At 66.8% G+C, this 14,181-nt stretch carries 10 protein-coding genes; 6 read left to right on the top strand and 4 right to left on the bottom strand.

Features of this window, described 5'->3' with window-relative positions; all coding sequences use genetic code 11:
• The 4 genes from AC2VOR_RS11295 to AC2VOR_RS11280 all read left to right on the top strand — a co-directional run.
• On the top strand, nucleotides 1–904 hold a 904-nt coding region (locus AC2VOR_RS11295), incomplete at its 5' end, for a KR domain-containing protein (RefSeq protein WP_486963807.1).
• Nucleotides 905–962: 58 nt separating this feature from the next.
• The gene (locus AC2VOR_RS11290) at nucleotides 963–2,408 is read left to right on the top strand and encodes a condensation domain-containing protein (protein ID WP_369739062.1); all 1,446 of its coding nucleotides are present in this window, start codon (nucleotides 963–965) and stop codon (nucleotides 2,406–2,408) included.
• Nucleotides 2,409–2,458: 50 nt separating this feature from the next.
• A complete protein-coding gene (locus tag AC2VOR_RS11285) occupies nucleotides 2,459–3,727 on the top strand; it encodes a glycosyltransferase (protein ID WP_369741629.1) in 1,269 nt (422 codons plus the stop codon).
• A 330-nt stretch (nucleotides 3,728–4,057) separates the two neighbouring features.
• The gene (locus AC2VOR_RS11280; RefSeq protein ID WP_486963806.1) at nucleotides 4,058–4,798 is read left to right on the top strand and encodes a hypothetical protein; all 741 of its coding nucleotides are present in this window, start codon (nucleotides 4,058–4,060) and stop codon (nucleotides 4,796–4,798) included.
• A 13-nt stretch (nucleotides 4,799–4,811) separates the two neighbouring features.
• On the opposite strand, the gene AC2VOR_RS11275 is transcribed toward AC2VOR_RS11280, so the two are convergent.
• On the bottom strand, nucleotides 4,812–5,534 hold the full coding sequence (locus tag AC2VOR_RS11275; protein WP_486963805.1) for a GAP family protein: 723 nt from the start codon (nucleotides 5,532–5,534) through the stop codon (nucleotides 4,812–4,814).
• 154 nt (nucleotides 5,535–5,688) lie between these two features.
• Here AC2VOR_RS11275 and AC2VOR_RS11270 point away from each other — a divergent pair, with 154 nt between their 5' ends.
• Nucleotides 5,689–9,183, top strand: a complete 3,495-nt coding sequence (locus AC2VOR_RS11270) for an MMPL/RND family transporter (protein WP_486963804.1) — start codon at nucleotides 5,689–5,691, stop codon at nucleotides 9,181–9,183.
• A gap of 8 nt (nucleotides 9,184–9,191) precedes the next feature.
• Here the strand turns inward: AC2VOR_RS11270 and AC2VOR_RS11265 are convergent, their stop codons facing one another.
• Nucleotides 9,192–10,946, bottom strand: a complete 1,755-nt coding sequence (locus AC2VOR_RS11265) for an AMP-binding protein (RefSeq protein WP_486963803.1) — start codon at nucleotides 10,944–10,946, stop codon at nucleotides 9,192–9,194.
• Between the two features lie 133 nt (nucleotides 10,947–11,079).
• Here AC2VOR_RS11265 and AC2VOR_RS11260 point away from each other — a divergent pair, with 133 nt between their 5' ends.
• Nucleotides 11,080–12,417: a hypothetical protein gene (locus tag AC2VOR_RS11260; protein ID WP_486963802.1), complete on the top strand. Its 1,338-nt coding sequence runs from the start codon at nucleotides 11,080–11,082 to the stop codon at nucleotides 12,415–12,417.
• A 17-nt stretch (nucleotides 12,418–12,434) separates the two neighbouring features.
• Here AC2VOR_RS11260 and AC2VOR_RS11255 read toward each other — a convergent pair whose 3' ends face one another.
• Nucleotides 12,435–13,214, bottom strand: a complete 780-nt coding sequence (locus tag AC2VOR_RS11255) for a glycosyltransferase family protein (RefSeq protein WP_486963801.1) — start codon at nucleotides 13,212–13,214, stop codon at nucleotides 12,435–12,437.
• A 94-nt stretch (nucleotides 13,215–13,308) separates the two neighbouring features.
• A partial coding sequence (locus tag AC2VOR_RS11250) for a glycosyltransferase family 2 protein (RefSeq protein ID WP_486963800.1) occupies nucleotides 13,309–14,181 on the bottom strand: 873 nt, incomplete at its 5' end.

Here is a 14,181-nt window from a genome sequence, read left to right as displayed (position 1 = left end):
TGAAACGATCGAGCTCGTCCGAGCGATAGGTTCTGACGTGATCGTGGAATGCGGCGACATCGCCCACGCCGACACCGCGGAGCGGCTGGTGGCCACGGCGACCTCGACGGGTCTTCCGCTGCGCGGCGTGTTGCACGCGGCGGCGGTGGTCGAGGACGCCACCTTGACCAACATCACCGACGAGTTGCTCGACCGCGACTGGGCGCCCAAGGTGTACGGCGCCTGGAACCTGCACCAGGCCACCGCCTCGGCGGAGCTGGACTGGTTCTGCCTGTTCTCGTCGGCGGCGGCCCTGCTGGGCTCCCCGGGTCAGGGCGCCTACGCCGCGGCCAACAGCTGGCTGGACGCCTTCACCCAGTGGCGGCGCACCCAGGGGCTGCCGGCCACGGCCATCGCGTGGGGCGCCTGGGCCGAGATCGGCCGCGGTGCCGACTTCGCCGAGGGCAGCGGCGCGGCGATCACGCCCGACGAGGGCGCCTACGCGTTCGAGTCGCTGCTGCGCCACGACCGGGCGTACACGGGTTACACCCCGCTCGTCGGGACCCCGTGGATCGCGTCCTTCGCCGAACGCAGCAAGTTCCTCGAGATGTTCAAGACAGCCGGCGAACAACGTTCGGGTTCCAGCAAGCTGCGCGCCGAGCTGGCCGAGCTGCCGCTCGAGGAGTGGCCAACCCGGTTGCGGCGTCTGCTCTCCGAGCAGATCGGGCTGATCCTGCGTCGCAACATCGATGTGGACCATCCGCTTTCGGAATACGGCCTTGACTCGTTGGGCAACCTAGAGCTGCGAACACACATCGAAGCTCAAACGGGGGTAAGGATCACCTCTGCCGATATCACGACCGTGCGGGGTTTGGCGGATCACCTGTTCGACAAGCTGGCACCCAAAGAGGATGCACCAGCGTGACGGAGAGCTGGACGGCAAAGTGGCCTGGTTTTCAGGAGTTGGAACAGAGGAGGGAAACGTGTTCATAGGTGGAGGCACCGAGCACGACAGCCTGCGGGTGGGGAACGCCTACGACTGGGACCTGAACGGGGGATCAGTCGTGACGTGGCAGCCAACGCCTGGTTCGCTCGCCAAGGCCCGGCAGGCGCCGGTCAGCCCGGTGCCGGCGAGCTCCATGCAGGTCGGCCACCTTCGCGGCTACGTCGAGTTCAAGGAGAAGGGACTCGACTACTCGCGGGCTGTCATGGGCTCCTGGGACGTTCCCGGTCGTTGCGACATCCGCGCGATGACCTACGTCATCAACGCCCACCTTCGTCGGCACGCGACGTACCACAGCTGGTTCGAGTACAACGGTCCCAAGGACATCGTCCGGCACACCATCGCGAACCCGCGCGACATCCAGTTCGTCGCAAAGCAATACGGTGAGATGACGCAGCCGGAGTGGGAAGAGCACGTCCTGGCGACGCCGGACCCGCTGCAGTGGGACTGCTTCCGTTTCGGCATCGTCCAGTACGACGAGCGCTTCGCGTTGTACGCGGTGGTCGACCACCTGCACTGCGACCCGATGCTGATCGCCGGGCTCTACGTCGAGATCCTGATGAACTACACCGCGATCCTGGAGGGCAAGGCGCCGGTCACCCTGCCGCCGGCGGCCAGCTACGACGACTTCTGCCTGCGCGAGGCGCAGACGGTGTCGTCGATGACGCTGGACTCCCCCGAGGTGCGCAAGTGGATCGAGTTCGCCGAGGCCAACGGCGGCACCCTGCCCGACTTCCCGCTGCCGCTGGGTGACCAGTCGATCCCGTGCGGCGGGGACGTGCACGCGGTGCAGTTGCTGGGGCCGGAGCAGACGGCGCAGTTCGAAGCCCTGTGCCAGAAGGCGGGCGCCCGCTTCAGCGGCGGCCTGTTCGCCTGCGCTGCCCTGGCTCACCACGAATTGTCCGGTGCGGACACCTATTACGGGCTCACGCCGACCGACAAGCGCAAGAGCCCGGCGGATTTCATGACGGTGGGTTGGTTCACCGGTGTGGTGCCGTTCACGGTGCCCATCAACCCCAACTCGTTCGGGGAGACCGCACGCGCCGCGCAGGAATCCTTCGACGCGAACATGGAATGCGCGAACGTGCCGTTCGACAAGGTGCTGGAACTGGCCCCGTGGCTGCGCAAGTACGGGCCACAGTTCACCATGATGAGCTACATGGACGCGGGCCTGCCTCCCCTGTCCGCGATCGTGGCCACCGCGCTCGATGGGGTGAACGCGACCGCGTTCACCGACGGCCGCAGCCCGGCCTACATGTACTCGACGGTGTTCCGGCTGTTCGACGAGGTTTCCATCATGGTCTCCTTCCCGAACAACCCGGTCGCCCGCGAGTCGGTGATCCGTTACACCGACGCGCTGAAATCGGCGTTCGACAAGGTCGTCGCGGGCAGCCTGGCCGAGATACCGGTCCGCGCCGCCGGGTGAGGCTCGCCGAGCCCCAAAAGCCCACGCCCGCAGAGTAACCGGCGTCGGTGATGAAAGCTGTTCTGGCTGTCCATGGCACCCGCGGCGATGTCGAGCCCTGCGCCGCGGTCGCCCTGGAATTGCGGCGCCGGGGGCATGACGTGCGAATGGCGGTGCCGCCCAACCTGATCGGATTCGTCGAATCCGTTGGGCTTTCGGCGGTTGCCTACGGGCCCGATTCGCACACGCAGCTGGACGAGGAAGTGTTCCGCCACTTCTGGCGGGTCCAGAACCCGGTCAACGTGTTGCGGCCGGGCGCGGAGTACCTGACGCGGGGCTGGGCGGAGATGAGCACGGCGCTGGTGTCGCTGGCCGAGGGCGCCGACATCATCGTGTCGGGGCAGACCTACCAGGGCGTCGTCGCGAATATCGCCGAGTACTACGGCATTCCGATGGCCGCCATGCATCACTTCCCGCACCGGGTCAACGGCCACATCGTCCCGTATGTGCCCGGGCCGCTGATCCGTACGACGATGCGGGCGCTCTACGGGATGTATTGGTGGATGACGAAAGACGCCGAGGACACCCAGCGGCGCGCCTTGGGTCTGCCCAAGACGTGGCGCTCCTCGGCCAGGCGGATGATCGACGACGGCGCGCTGGAGATCCAGGCCTACGACGCGGTCTACTTTCCGGGCCTCACCGAGGAATGGGACAGCCGGCGCCCGTTCGTGGGCCAGCTGACACTGGAGCTGCCGACAGCGTGCGACGACGAGGTCGCGTCGTGGATCGCGGCGGGGACACCGCCGATCTACTTCGGTTTCGGCAGCATGCGGGTCGAATCGCCCGCCGACGCGGTCGCGATGATCGGCGATGTCTGTGCGCAGTTGGGCGAGCGGGCGCTGATCTGCGCCGGGGTCACCGATTTCGGCGACGCGCCGCACCGTGACAACGTCAAGGTGGTCCGTGAGGTCAATCACGCGGCCGTGTTCCCGTCCTGTCGCGCGGTCGTCCATCACGGCGGCGCGGGAACCACGGCCGCGGGCATGCGGGCCGGCGTGCCCACGCTGATCCTGTGGATCGGCGCCGAACAGCCGGCCTGGGCGTTGCAGGTCACGACGCTCAAGGTCGGCAAGGCGCGGCGCTTCGCGGGAGTGACCAAGAAGTCGCTGCTCAAAGACCTGCGCACCGTCCTGGCTTCGGACTACGTAGCGCGCGCCCGCCAGATCGCCGACCGCATGACGCCGGCCAAGGTGAGCGTGACCACCACCGCCGACCTGCTCGAGGACGAAGTCCGGAGGCATCACCTGATCGCGGCGGGCTCCGGCGGAACGGCGCGGTAGCGGCTGACCGTCGACGCGGCCCTCTTCGCCATGCACATCGGTGGCCCCGGGTGTTAGCCCGTGGCATTCGGGTATTCCGGGGGATTCCGAAACTCGTTCGAACCTCAGTATTTCGAAGGGGACATTTCGTGCGCGCGCAGCACTCGACAGGTAGCCGACTCGAGCCGCGTCCACCCGCCGCCCGGCGGTGCCGACCGTTTGCTGCGCGGTGAGCACCCGAACCGTCTTCGCCCTGACCAGCGCGCGGTCGGGGACCATGTCGTTGTACGAGCTGCTGCGACGAAACGCCAGGCAGTTCACCGTCATCCACGAAACCAACGTGCGCAACGGGTGGAATCCGCCGATGTTCGGGCGGGTGATCCACGACCACACCACGGGCTGTCTGGACCGGGTGCGGGCCGTCCTGAACAGGAAGCGCCGTGCGATCGCCTGGCATCCACCTCGACCTACATCGAAACCAGTCACTCGTTTCTCGAGTCGTACTGGGATCTGGCCCCGGAGTTCTTCCCGCGCACCAAGGTCTTCCATCTGATCCGTAACCCGCTGGAAGTCGCACGCAGCGAATCGAATCGGGAACTGTGGATGACCGAGAACGGCTTGTACCGCTGGTACCGCGCAGCCGACGGCGGGCGTTACAAGCGCTTCGCGCTCACCGAACTCGAGCCCATCTACGGCGGCTTCGAGCTGTCGGAGCTCACACTGTTCCAGCGCTACCTGATCCAGTGGATCGAGCTGGAAAACCGGGCGATGGACTACCTGCGACGCTTCGACATGCACGACCGCTGCCTGACCCTGCACACCCCGCAGGACCTGAACGATCCGCAGATGGCGGCCGCCATCCTGGACTTCGTCGGGGCCGGCCACGGCGACCGGGTGCGGCTGCCGGGAGCCCAGAACCGCAGCCACCCGGGCTTCGAGACGACCCTGGACGACGACGCGCTACGCCAGTGCCGCGACGTCGTCGACGCCCTGCCGGCGAACTACCTCGAGATCTTCCAGAGCGAGCCGTACCGGGGCCTGCCCTGGGCCACGCTGTTGAGCAAGAGCTCGCAACTGCCTGGGGTGCGCTGACTCAGGCGCTGACTCAGGAGAAGCCCGTCCCCTGGGCCAGCATGACGACGCCCAGCACGCCGGCGCTGACGACCAGGATTCGCCGGCTGTGTCTGCGCATCCATCGGTGCGCCTGCAGCGTGATCGCCTCGGTCCGCGCGGGCGCCACCAGGTAACTGACGAGCGGAATCTCGACCAGCACCAGCGTCACCGCGGTGAACGTGACGGCCGCGCCCAGTTGCGTGCCGAACGCGGCCCCGGAGGCCAGGATGGCCGTCAGGGCCGCCAGGTACTGCACGGGCGGGGTCGCCTGCCCCAGACCGACCACGAACGCCACCCAGGGATTGCCGCCACCGAGCGTGTCGCGGGCACGCGAGACCAGCTGGGAGAAACCCGTCGGGGTGCTCGACTGCGGCGACGGCGCGACCGGTCCCCCGGCGGGCACCGGCACCCGGGCCGGCCTGCGCAGTGCGCCGATCGCGGCGACCGACAACGCGAGCACGCCGACGACGATCTGGACGTGGCCGCCGGTGAAACGGGCCATCGTCGCCGTCATGTCGTGCACCAGGCCGGGTAACGCGTCGCGCAGAACCAGCAACGCGGTCAGCCCAGCAACAACGCCCGTTGTCATACCGCCGAGCCAGAACGCGAACAGATTGAGCAACGGCCGGGGCCGCGAGACCAACAGGATGGCGATACCCATGCGCACCGGGTCGGGTGCCGTGACCAGCGCCATCCACAGGACAAAGCCCCACATGACGGCAAACGCTACAAGATTGTACCGGCCCGCACCGGACAACCGAGGAATCGATGCCCGACGGCCGGCCCGGCTAATATCACATCCAGATCACGATCAGCGCGCGAATCGCGATCGCCCGACGTGGATCGATATCGAATTGTAGGGTTGTTGCGTGTCAGGCCGTACTGGTTCTCATGAGGCGGCGAAACCCGGGGGGCTGTTCGACCGCCTAGGCAACTTCGTCATACGGCGCCCTCTGGTGGTCATCGCCGGCTGGATCATGTTCGCCGGCGCCCTGGCGCTGATATTTCCGCCGCTTCCGGTACAGGCAGCCAAGCAGGAGCAAAAGCCCCTGCCGGACGACGCCCCGACGGTGGTCGTGGGCCACGAGATGCAGAAGGCCTTCCACGAAGTCGGCGGGGGCTCCCAAGCGCTGATCATCCTGGTCGACGAGAGGGGCCTGACGCCCGCCGACGAGGACACCTACCGAAAACTCGTCGACACGCTGCAGCAGGACGAGCAGGACAAGAAGGCCAAGATAGCCGTCCAGGACGTCCTGAAAGTGCCGGAGATGCGGGAACTCCTGGCCAGTAAGGACGGCAAGGCGATCAACCTGCCGGTCAGTTTCCCCGGCGAGGCCATGGCGCCGGCGACGCTCGCGGCGTATCGCCACGTCAAGGAGATAGCCCAGCAGGTCACGAAGGGCACCACGCTCACCGCCTACGTCAGCGGGCCGCTCGCGAGCATCGCCGACATCACCGCGATGACCGAAGAGGACGCGCACTTCATCGAGATCACCACCGTGATCTGTGTGCTGGTCATCTTGTTCGTCATCTACCGCAACGTGGTCACCATGTTGGTGCCGCTGGCCAACATCGGTGCATCGATCGGGACCACCCAGGGCGTGTTGTCCGGGCTCGTGGGCGCGGGCCTGCCGTTCAACCTGGAAAGCATGATCCTGATGAGCGCGGTCATGCTCGGTGCGGGAACGGACTACGCGGTCTTTCTGATCAGCCGCTATCACGACTATGTGCGGCACGGCCAGACCTCGGACGAAGCGGTCAAGAACGCGTTGATGTCGATCGGGAAGGTCATCGCCGCGTCGGCGGCCACGGTCGCGGTCACCTTCCTCGCGATGGTGTTCACCAAGCTGCAGGTGTTCTCGGCCGTCGGCCCGGCGATCTCCATCTCGATCGTCGTGGCGTTGTGCTCCGCGGTGACGCTGATGCCGGCCCTGCTCGTCCTGGCGGGACGCCGCGGCTGGATCAAGCCCCGCCGCGAGTTGACCACCCGCATGTGGCGGATCGTCGGCACGCGGGTGGTGCGCCGTCCGCGAATCCACCTGGTGGGCAGCCTGATTGTGCTGGTCGCCCTGGCCAGTTGCACGAGCGTGATGCGCTTCAACTACGACGACCTCAAGACGATGCCGGCCTCCGTCGACAGCTCCAAGGGTTATGACGCGATGAACCGCCATTTCCCGATGAACGCCATGACCCCGATGATGTTGTTCGTCCAGTCCTCCCACGACCTGCGGACCCCGACCGCCCTGGCCGACCTCGAGCAGGTGGCCAACCGGGTGAGCCAACTGCCGAATGTCACCATGGTGCGGGGGCTGACACGGCCCAATGGTGAACGGCTGGAGCAGATGAAGCTGTCCTGGCAGGCCGGCGAAGTCGGGGGCAAGCTCGACGAGGCATCCGGCCAGATCGCCAACCACGGCGACGACCTGGACAAGCTGGTCAACGGCTCCAACCAGCTGGCCGACGCCCTGGCCCAGCTTCGAGACCAGGTCACCGGCACCGTGTCGAGTCTGAGCGGAGTGGTCGGGACGCTGACGGCCATGGAGCAGATGCTGGGCGGTGACAAGGCCATCGCCGCGCTCGACCAGGGATCCACCTACACCGGGCAGATGAAGTCGCTCGGCGACAACCTGGGCGCCTCCACCGCGCACGCCGAGAACACGGCGCAGTGGGCCGGCCCGATGCTGGCGGCGCTCAACGACAGCCCGGAGTGCAATGTCGACCCCGGCTGTGTGCAGTCGCGCGCGGGGTTGGCGGCCCTGGTCGCGGCCGACAACGACGGCACCCTGAACTCGCTGAAGATCATGTCCCGCAATCTGCAGTCGGCCCAGAAAGCGGCAACGATCGGCCAGACGCTGGACACCGTGCAGCAGACGCTGACGCAGGCATCCAGTGCCATGAAGACGATCAAGGGCCTGCAGGCCACGATGGCGCAGGCGGAACAGGGCTCCAACATGCTGGCCGACGGCAGCCGGGCGATCGCCGGCGGTGTGAAGGCGTTGGTCGAGCAGACCAGGAAGCTGGGCACCGGACTCAACGAGGCGTCGCAATTCCTGTTGAACATGAAGCAGGACGCCGACACGCCGTCGATGGCCGGCTTCAACCTGCCGCCCCAGATCACGACGAGGGAGGAGTTCAAAAAAGGCGCGCAGATCTTCCTGTCTCCGGACGGTCACGCCGCCCGCTATTTCATCCAAAGCGGACTGAATCCGTTCACCACCGAGGCGATGGACCAGGTCAACACGATCGAGAAGGCGGCACGCTCCGCGCTGCCGAACACCGAGCTGGCCGACGCCAAAGTCTCGGTCGCCGGAGTTCCGACGGCGCTCAGGGACACCCGTGACTACTACAACGGCGACATCAACTTCATCGTCATCGCCACGATCCTCATCGTATTCCTGATCCTGGTCGGCCTGCTGCGGGCCATTGTCGCGCCGCTGTACCTCATCGGCTCGGTGTTGCTCTCGTACATGTCCGCAATGGGCCTCGGCGTCCTGGTGTTCCAGATGTTCATGGGCCAGAACCTGCACTGGAGCCTTCCCGGCCTGTCCTTCATCCTGCTGGTCGCGATCGGTGCCGACTACAACATGCTGCTGATCTCGCGGATCCGCGACGAGTCACCGCACGGCGTTCGCGTCGGGGTCATCCGCACCGTGGGCTCGACCGGTGGCGTGATCACCTCGGCGGGACTGATTTTCGCCGCCTCCATGTTCGGCTTGATGAGCGCCAGCATCTACACGATGCTCGAGGCCGGCTTCATCCTCGGCATGGGGATCCTGATCGACACCTTCGTGGTACGCACCATCACGGTGCCGGCGCTGGCCGCGATGATCGGCCAGAAGAACTGGTGGCCGTCGAACCTCGGCAAGACGCCCGCGCAGGTGGTCGCGGCTTACGAGAACAAGCAGCGTCAGCTGGAGCAGATTTCCGAACAACTGGTCCGGATGAAGGTCATTCCCAGCCCCAGATCTCACGTCCCGGCGCCTGCGCCGCAGGCACATGGTCATGCACCGGGGGCGCGCAAGGCGTCCAACGGTCAACGACCGACCGCACACGTCCCCAACCATGCGCTCCCCTTGTTCGACCTCAGCGGCATGTCGACGCAGCTCACGGACGACCTGGTCGAACCGAGACGTGATGCGGTGTCCGCCAACGGTCGCCGCAACGGCAACCACAAGCGCAGAGTCGACCGCTACCTGGGTCACTCGCTGCCGCTGTTCGGCCCGGACGTCCTGTCGCACGCGCTCGTCAGCGTGGGAACGAACGGCCACACCAACGGGAGCAACGGGAATCACGCCGAGGCCGATACCGAGCAGGCAGGCGACCAGGACGAGTCGCTCCCCCTGTTCGGCCCCGAGGGACGGTGAGTAAAAGACTAGGCGTCTAGCCTGGTGAACTCGTCCTGCCGGTAGAGTTCGACACACTGCGAGCGCCGGATCTTGCCGCTCGTGGTGATGGGGATCGAGCCGGGCGAGACGAGAACCAGATCCGCGACGCGGAGCCCGTGGGATTTCGAAATCGCCGAAGTGACTTCACGTTTGACCACGCGCAACCTGTCCATCGCGTCTTCGTCGGACTCGCCCTTCTTCTTGAGTTCGATGATGGCGACCAGCTTTTCGACGCCATTGCCCGGGACCGCGATGGCCGCGCAGCGCCCCGCGGTGACCTCCTGGATGGTGGCCTCGATGTCGTCGGGAGAGTGGTTGCGCCCGTAGACGATCAGCAGGTCCTTGATGCGGCCGATGATGAACAGCTCGCCGTTGGAGAAGAATCCCGAGTCCCCGGTGCGCAGCCACGGCCCCTCGGGGGTGCCTTCCGAGGGATTTACGATGCGGGCTCCGAACGTTTCCGCGGTTTCTTCGGGTTTGCGCCAGTACCCGGCCGCGACGTTGTCGCCGTGCACCCAGATCTCGCCGACGGCCCCGTCCGCGCACTCGGTGCGGGTGTCCGGATCGACGATGCGCACCAGCTGCGATTTCGGGACACCATAGCTGATCAGCGGTGTGCCGCTTCCGGTTGCGCATCGCTGTGCTTGGCCGGCGGGTAGTTTCTCGGAGTCGAAGTGAACGGTGTGGGGTGGCTCGCCCACATTACGGGTCGCGATGTACACCGTCGCTTCAGCCATGCCGTACGAAGGCCGCAGCGCCGCAGGATCGAGATTGAACGCGGCGAACCGGTCGGCGAACTGCTTGAGGGTCTTGGGCTGTACCCGCTCGCTGCCGTTCTGGATGGTGTGCACACCCCCGAGATCAAGCCCGGCCATGTCCTCGTTGGAGGTCTTGCGCATGGCCACTTGGAAGGCGAAGTTCGGTCCGCCCGAAAATGTGCGACCCGGGCGCGCCAGCATGTGCAGCCATCGGGCGGGTCGCTGCAGGAATGCGACCGGGCTGGTGAGAACGCTGGGTACTCCTGCCAGAATCGGCATGACTATTCCCAGGAGTAGCCCCAGGTCGTGGTAGAACGGCAGCCACGACACCACAGTGAGATCCGGCGGGGGCATTCCACCGTCGAGGGCGAAGTAATCCGCCATGATCTGTTCGAAGTTGGCGAAAACGTTCTTGTTGGAGACCGTCACACCGGCCGGCGTGCGGGTCGAACCCGACGTGTACTGCAGGTATGCCGTGTCCATGGAGCCGCTGCCGGCGTCACGGGATCCCGGCCGGGGGCCACTCTGACGGGAATCCAGGTCCAGCCGGTCCACTTCGATGATCGACGGCGCGGGCCGCCCCTCCTGCGCCTGCCCGAAGGGGCTGACGTTGTCGATGACCGCCGAGGTCGTCAGGATGACCGCCGGCGAGGTGTCGGCCAGCACCGACGTGGTTCGCTCGTCGTGGACACCGCCGAAGGGAACCGAGAGCGGAACCGCGACGAGCCCGGCCTGCAGCGCGCCGAGAAAGCCCACGATGTACTCGAGACCCTGAGGGGCCAGGATCAACGCCCGGTCGCCCGCCGAACCGTGAGCCCGCAACTGGGTACCGAGATTCAGCACTCGCCGGTACAGTTGCGACCACGTCAGCGGTATCGCGACGCCGTTCCAATCGTGTTCGTAGTCAAGGAAAGTGAACGCCGTGTCATTGGGCTGCAGGCTCGCGCGTTCGCGCAGCACTTCAGGAATCGAAGACTGAACCACGGGGACAGATTACCTTTGTTACGGGCCGTTGTGACCGAGACTCGGAAGTTGCCAGGATACCAATCCGCCGCCGCGCCGGGACGCGAACCCAAAGCCCTGCATGCCGTACCGGCCATAAACTACCGTGGACGCGGTGGATAACCGCCTCGCACACATGGACCAGGCCTCGTTTCTGGGCCTGCGGGCGCTCGGCTATGGCGCGCTCGTTCAGTTCAGCTGGGTTTACAACCGCCCGGTGAATATGGACGGATTGCGCCGTTTCCATCACAACCTCGGGTACGGGCTGCTGGGACGGCGGGTCGAACGGTCACCGATCCCGTTCGCGCGCGACCGGTGGGTGATCTCCCGGGGTCGCGCCGACATCGACGTCGCCGAAACACCGCGTCCGCGCGCGGACCTGAGCGCATGGCTTCTCGAGCGGGCGCGGCTGCCGCTGGACCCCGAATACGGGCCGAGCTGGCATCTCGGGGTGTTGCCGCTGCTGGACGGCGGCACCGCCGTCACCCTGGTGACCTCGCACACGCTCGTCGACGGGCTCGGGATTTTGCAGGCGATCGGCGACGCGGCCCACGGGCGGACGCGCCACCTGGGCTATCCCCTCCCCCGTTCCCGCACCCGCAGGCGGGCCGTGCTGGAGGACGGCCGGGCGTTCATCGCCTCGGCGCCCGAGCTGGGGCGGGCGGTGGCCGCGACGGTGCGCATCGCCCGGAAGCGGCGCCAGGACGTCGCCGCATCGATCGCGTCGGCACCCCCCTCACCGCGGGGAGCCGGCGACGACCAGCCCGTCACGGTGCCCGCGGTGACCGCCTACGTCGATCTGGCCGAGTGGGACGCACGCGCGAAAAGCATTGGCGGCAACGGGTACACGCTGTTCGCGGCATTCGCCGGCCGGCTCGGCGCCAGGATGGGCCGCATCTGCGACGACGGAACGGTCACCCTGTCGTTTCCGGTCAGCAACCGCACCGAGGACGACACGCGGGGAAACGCTTTGGTGTTCCCGGTGATCTCCGTCGATCCGGCGAACCTGGCCTCCGATCTCACCGAGGTGCGGCTCAAATTCAAACAAGCCTTCGCCGACCTGGCCGAAACCACCGAGGAGTTGTTGGCGCCGCTGCCGCTGACGTCGCTGACGCCGAAATGGGTGGCGCGCCGGGCGGCGGGCATGGGCCTGGGCACCGCGGATCTTCCCATCGGCTGCTCGAATGTCGGGGACACCGACCCGGTGGTGAACCGGCCCGACGGCACCGAGGCCGACTACGCATCGGGGCGACTGATCGAACCGGACATCAACAAGCACAGCCTGGAGCGCATGGGCGGCCAGTTGTTCCTGGTGTCCGGGCGCAGCTGCGGGAAGCTGTGGATCTCGGTCAACGCCTACCTGAGCGGGCGCAACAACTCCCCGGACGCGCTGCGCGACGTCACCTCTCGCACTTTCGCCGACTTCGGCCTGACCGCCGAGATCCTGCACTGAACGACCGGCGACGGCCGTCAGTCCATCGGCTGGCGGCTCGCGTTGTCGAGCGGAATGGGCTTGTGCCACTTCCGGTCGTGCGCGGCCCCGATCTGCCGCATGATGGCGAGCGCGGCACCGAGGCCGTGCAGCCGGCGCAGTCCTTGCAGCATCGCCACATTGGCGCCCAGCTCATAGCGCCAGCTGCCGTAGTGGCCGTTGGCAGTCCTGCGGCCGAAGTGGTTGATGTAGGCCATCTCGGTGGTGTAGACGCCGAATCCGGCGCGCCGCGCGCGTAACGCCAGGTCCAGATCGATTCCCCATCCGTAGCGCTTGAAGTTGGTCAGGTCCAACCCGCCGGCCCGTTGCCAGCATTCGCGCGAGATCATCAGCGCCGTACCCTCCACGGCGGGCACCACCCGGTACTGCGGCCGGGGCCGATAGTCGGCGGCGTGCGGTTCGCTGTCGTCGACGGCGTAGGGAAACCCGTGGTCGATCATGGGTCCGACGATTCCCGCGTCGGCGGGCAGGCGCGAGTCCAGGAACGCGCCGACGAATCCCTTGGAGAGCCGGGTGTCGTTGTTCAGTGTCATTGCGTGGGTGTAGCCCTCGGTGAACGCGATGCGGAATCCGTGTTCGCTGCCGCCGGCCCAGCCGAGGTTCGCGCCCGGGGTGATCACCCGTTCGGTGCCGACCCGGCGATAGTCACCCCGGTTGTCCACGATCAGATAGTCGGCGCCCTCGCGCTCCAGATCGCCCACCAGGGCGTGGGTGTACTCGTGCTGCCCGAACACCGGGACCGTAATCAGGAGTGACACGAGCCAACCGTACCGTGGTGTCGGATGCGCCGGCGGCCGATCGGGGGCCGAGGCGACACCCCATCGCGCCGCGCGCGTTCGAACATCATTGCGGCTACGCCCCTTTCGCCAACTCGACGGGGCCGTGCCGACACTTCGCCTGCGCGAAGCGTCGCGCGGAGGCGAACTCGCGCACGGGCGCCGAAACCGCCGTTTTCAACCGCGTCCATCGCTCCGGGCCCAGCACCGCCGCCAGCAGAGGCAGCGGCAGCCACACGGGCAACCACCACAGTCCCGCGATGATGCGAACACGCGTCGCCGATGCCGGATCCACGATGAGCCAGGTGAGAATCCGCAGCTGGTCAAGCCAGTACCGGCGGTTTTTCATGACGAGCGCCGTCTCCGTCGACCCGGTGTGGCTGCGCACCGACAGTTCCTGCGGGACGAAGCAGACGTCGCAGCGCAGCATCAGCCGCAACCACATGTCCAGGTCGACGAGTTGGTAGACGTCCTCGCGGAAGCCCCCCACGTCCAATGCAACCCGGCGCCGGAACATCACGCAGGTCGGTTCGCCGATCCAGTTGCCGTTGCCGCCCCGCAATGCGATCTGCGCGACAAGTGAAGATCCGCGGTTGTGTTCGCGGAGCCTCCAGAAGTGGCGGTGCATCGTGCCGTACCGCCTCTTCCACCTGCGGCTGTCGCTGACCACCTGCCGCGGCGCAAACGCCATGCCCACGGCTGGGTCGTCGAAGCATTGCGCGAGCGTCCGCAGCGCCCCCGGGAGCAACCAATCGTCGCCGTGGACGAACTGGACGTAGTCGCCGCGGGCCTCTTCCAGACACCGGTTGTGGTTGCCGTTGAGGCCAGCGCGAGAGTAATTGCGGATGAGCCGGTCCCCCGGCCTGAGCAGACGCGCGGCGACCGCGGCGCCGCCGTCGGAGGATGCGTCGTCGACGACGACGATCTCGAATTCGATGCCGTCTTGGTC

It is taken from the genome of Mycobacterium sp. TH-M103, from assembly GCF_057473785.1.
Note: the sequence above shows the minus strand (reverse complement) of the source record. Positions and strands in the feature narration are given on the sequence as shown.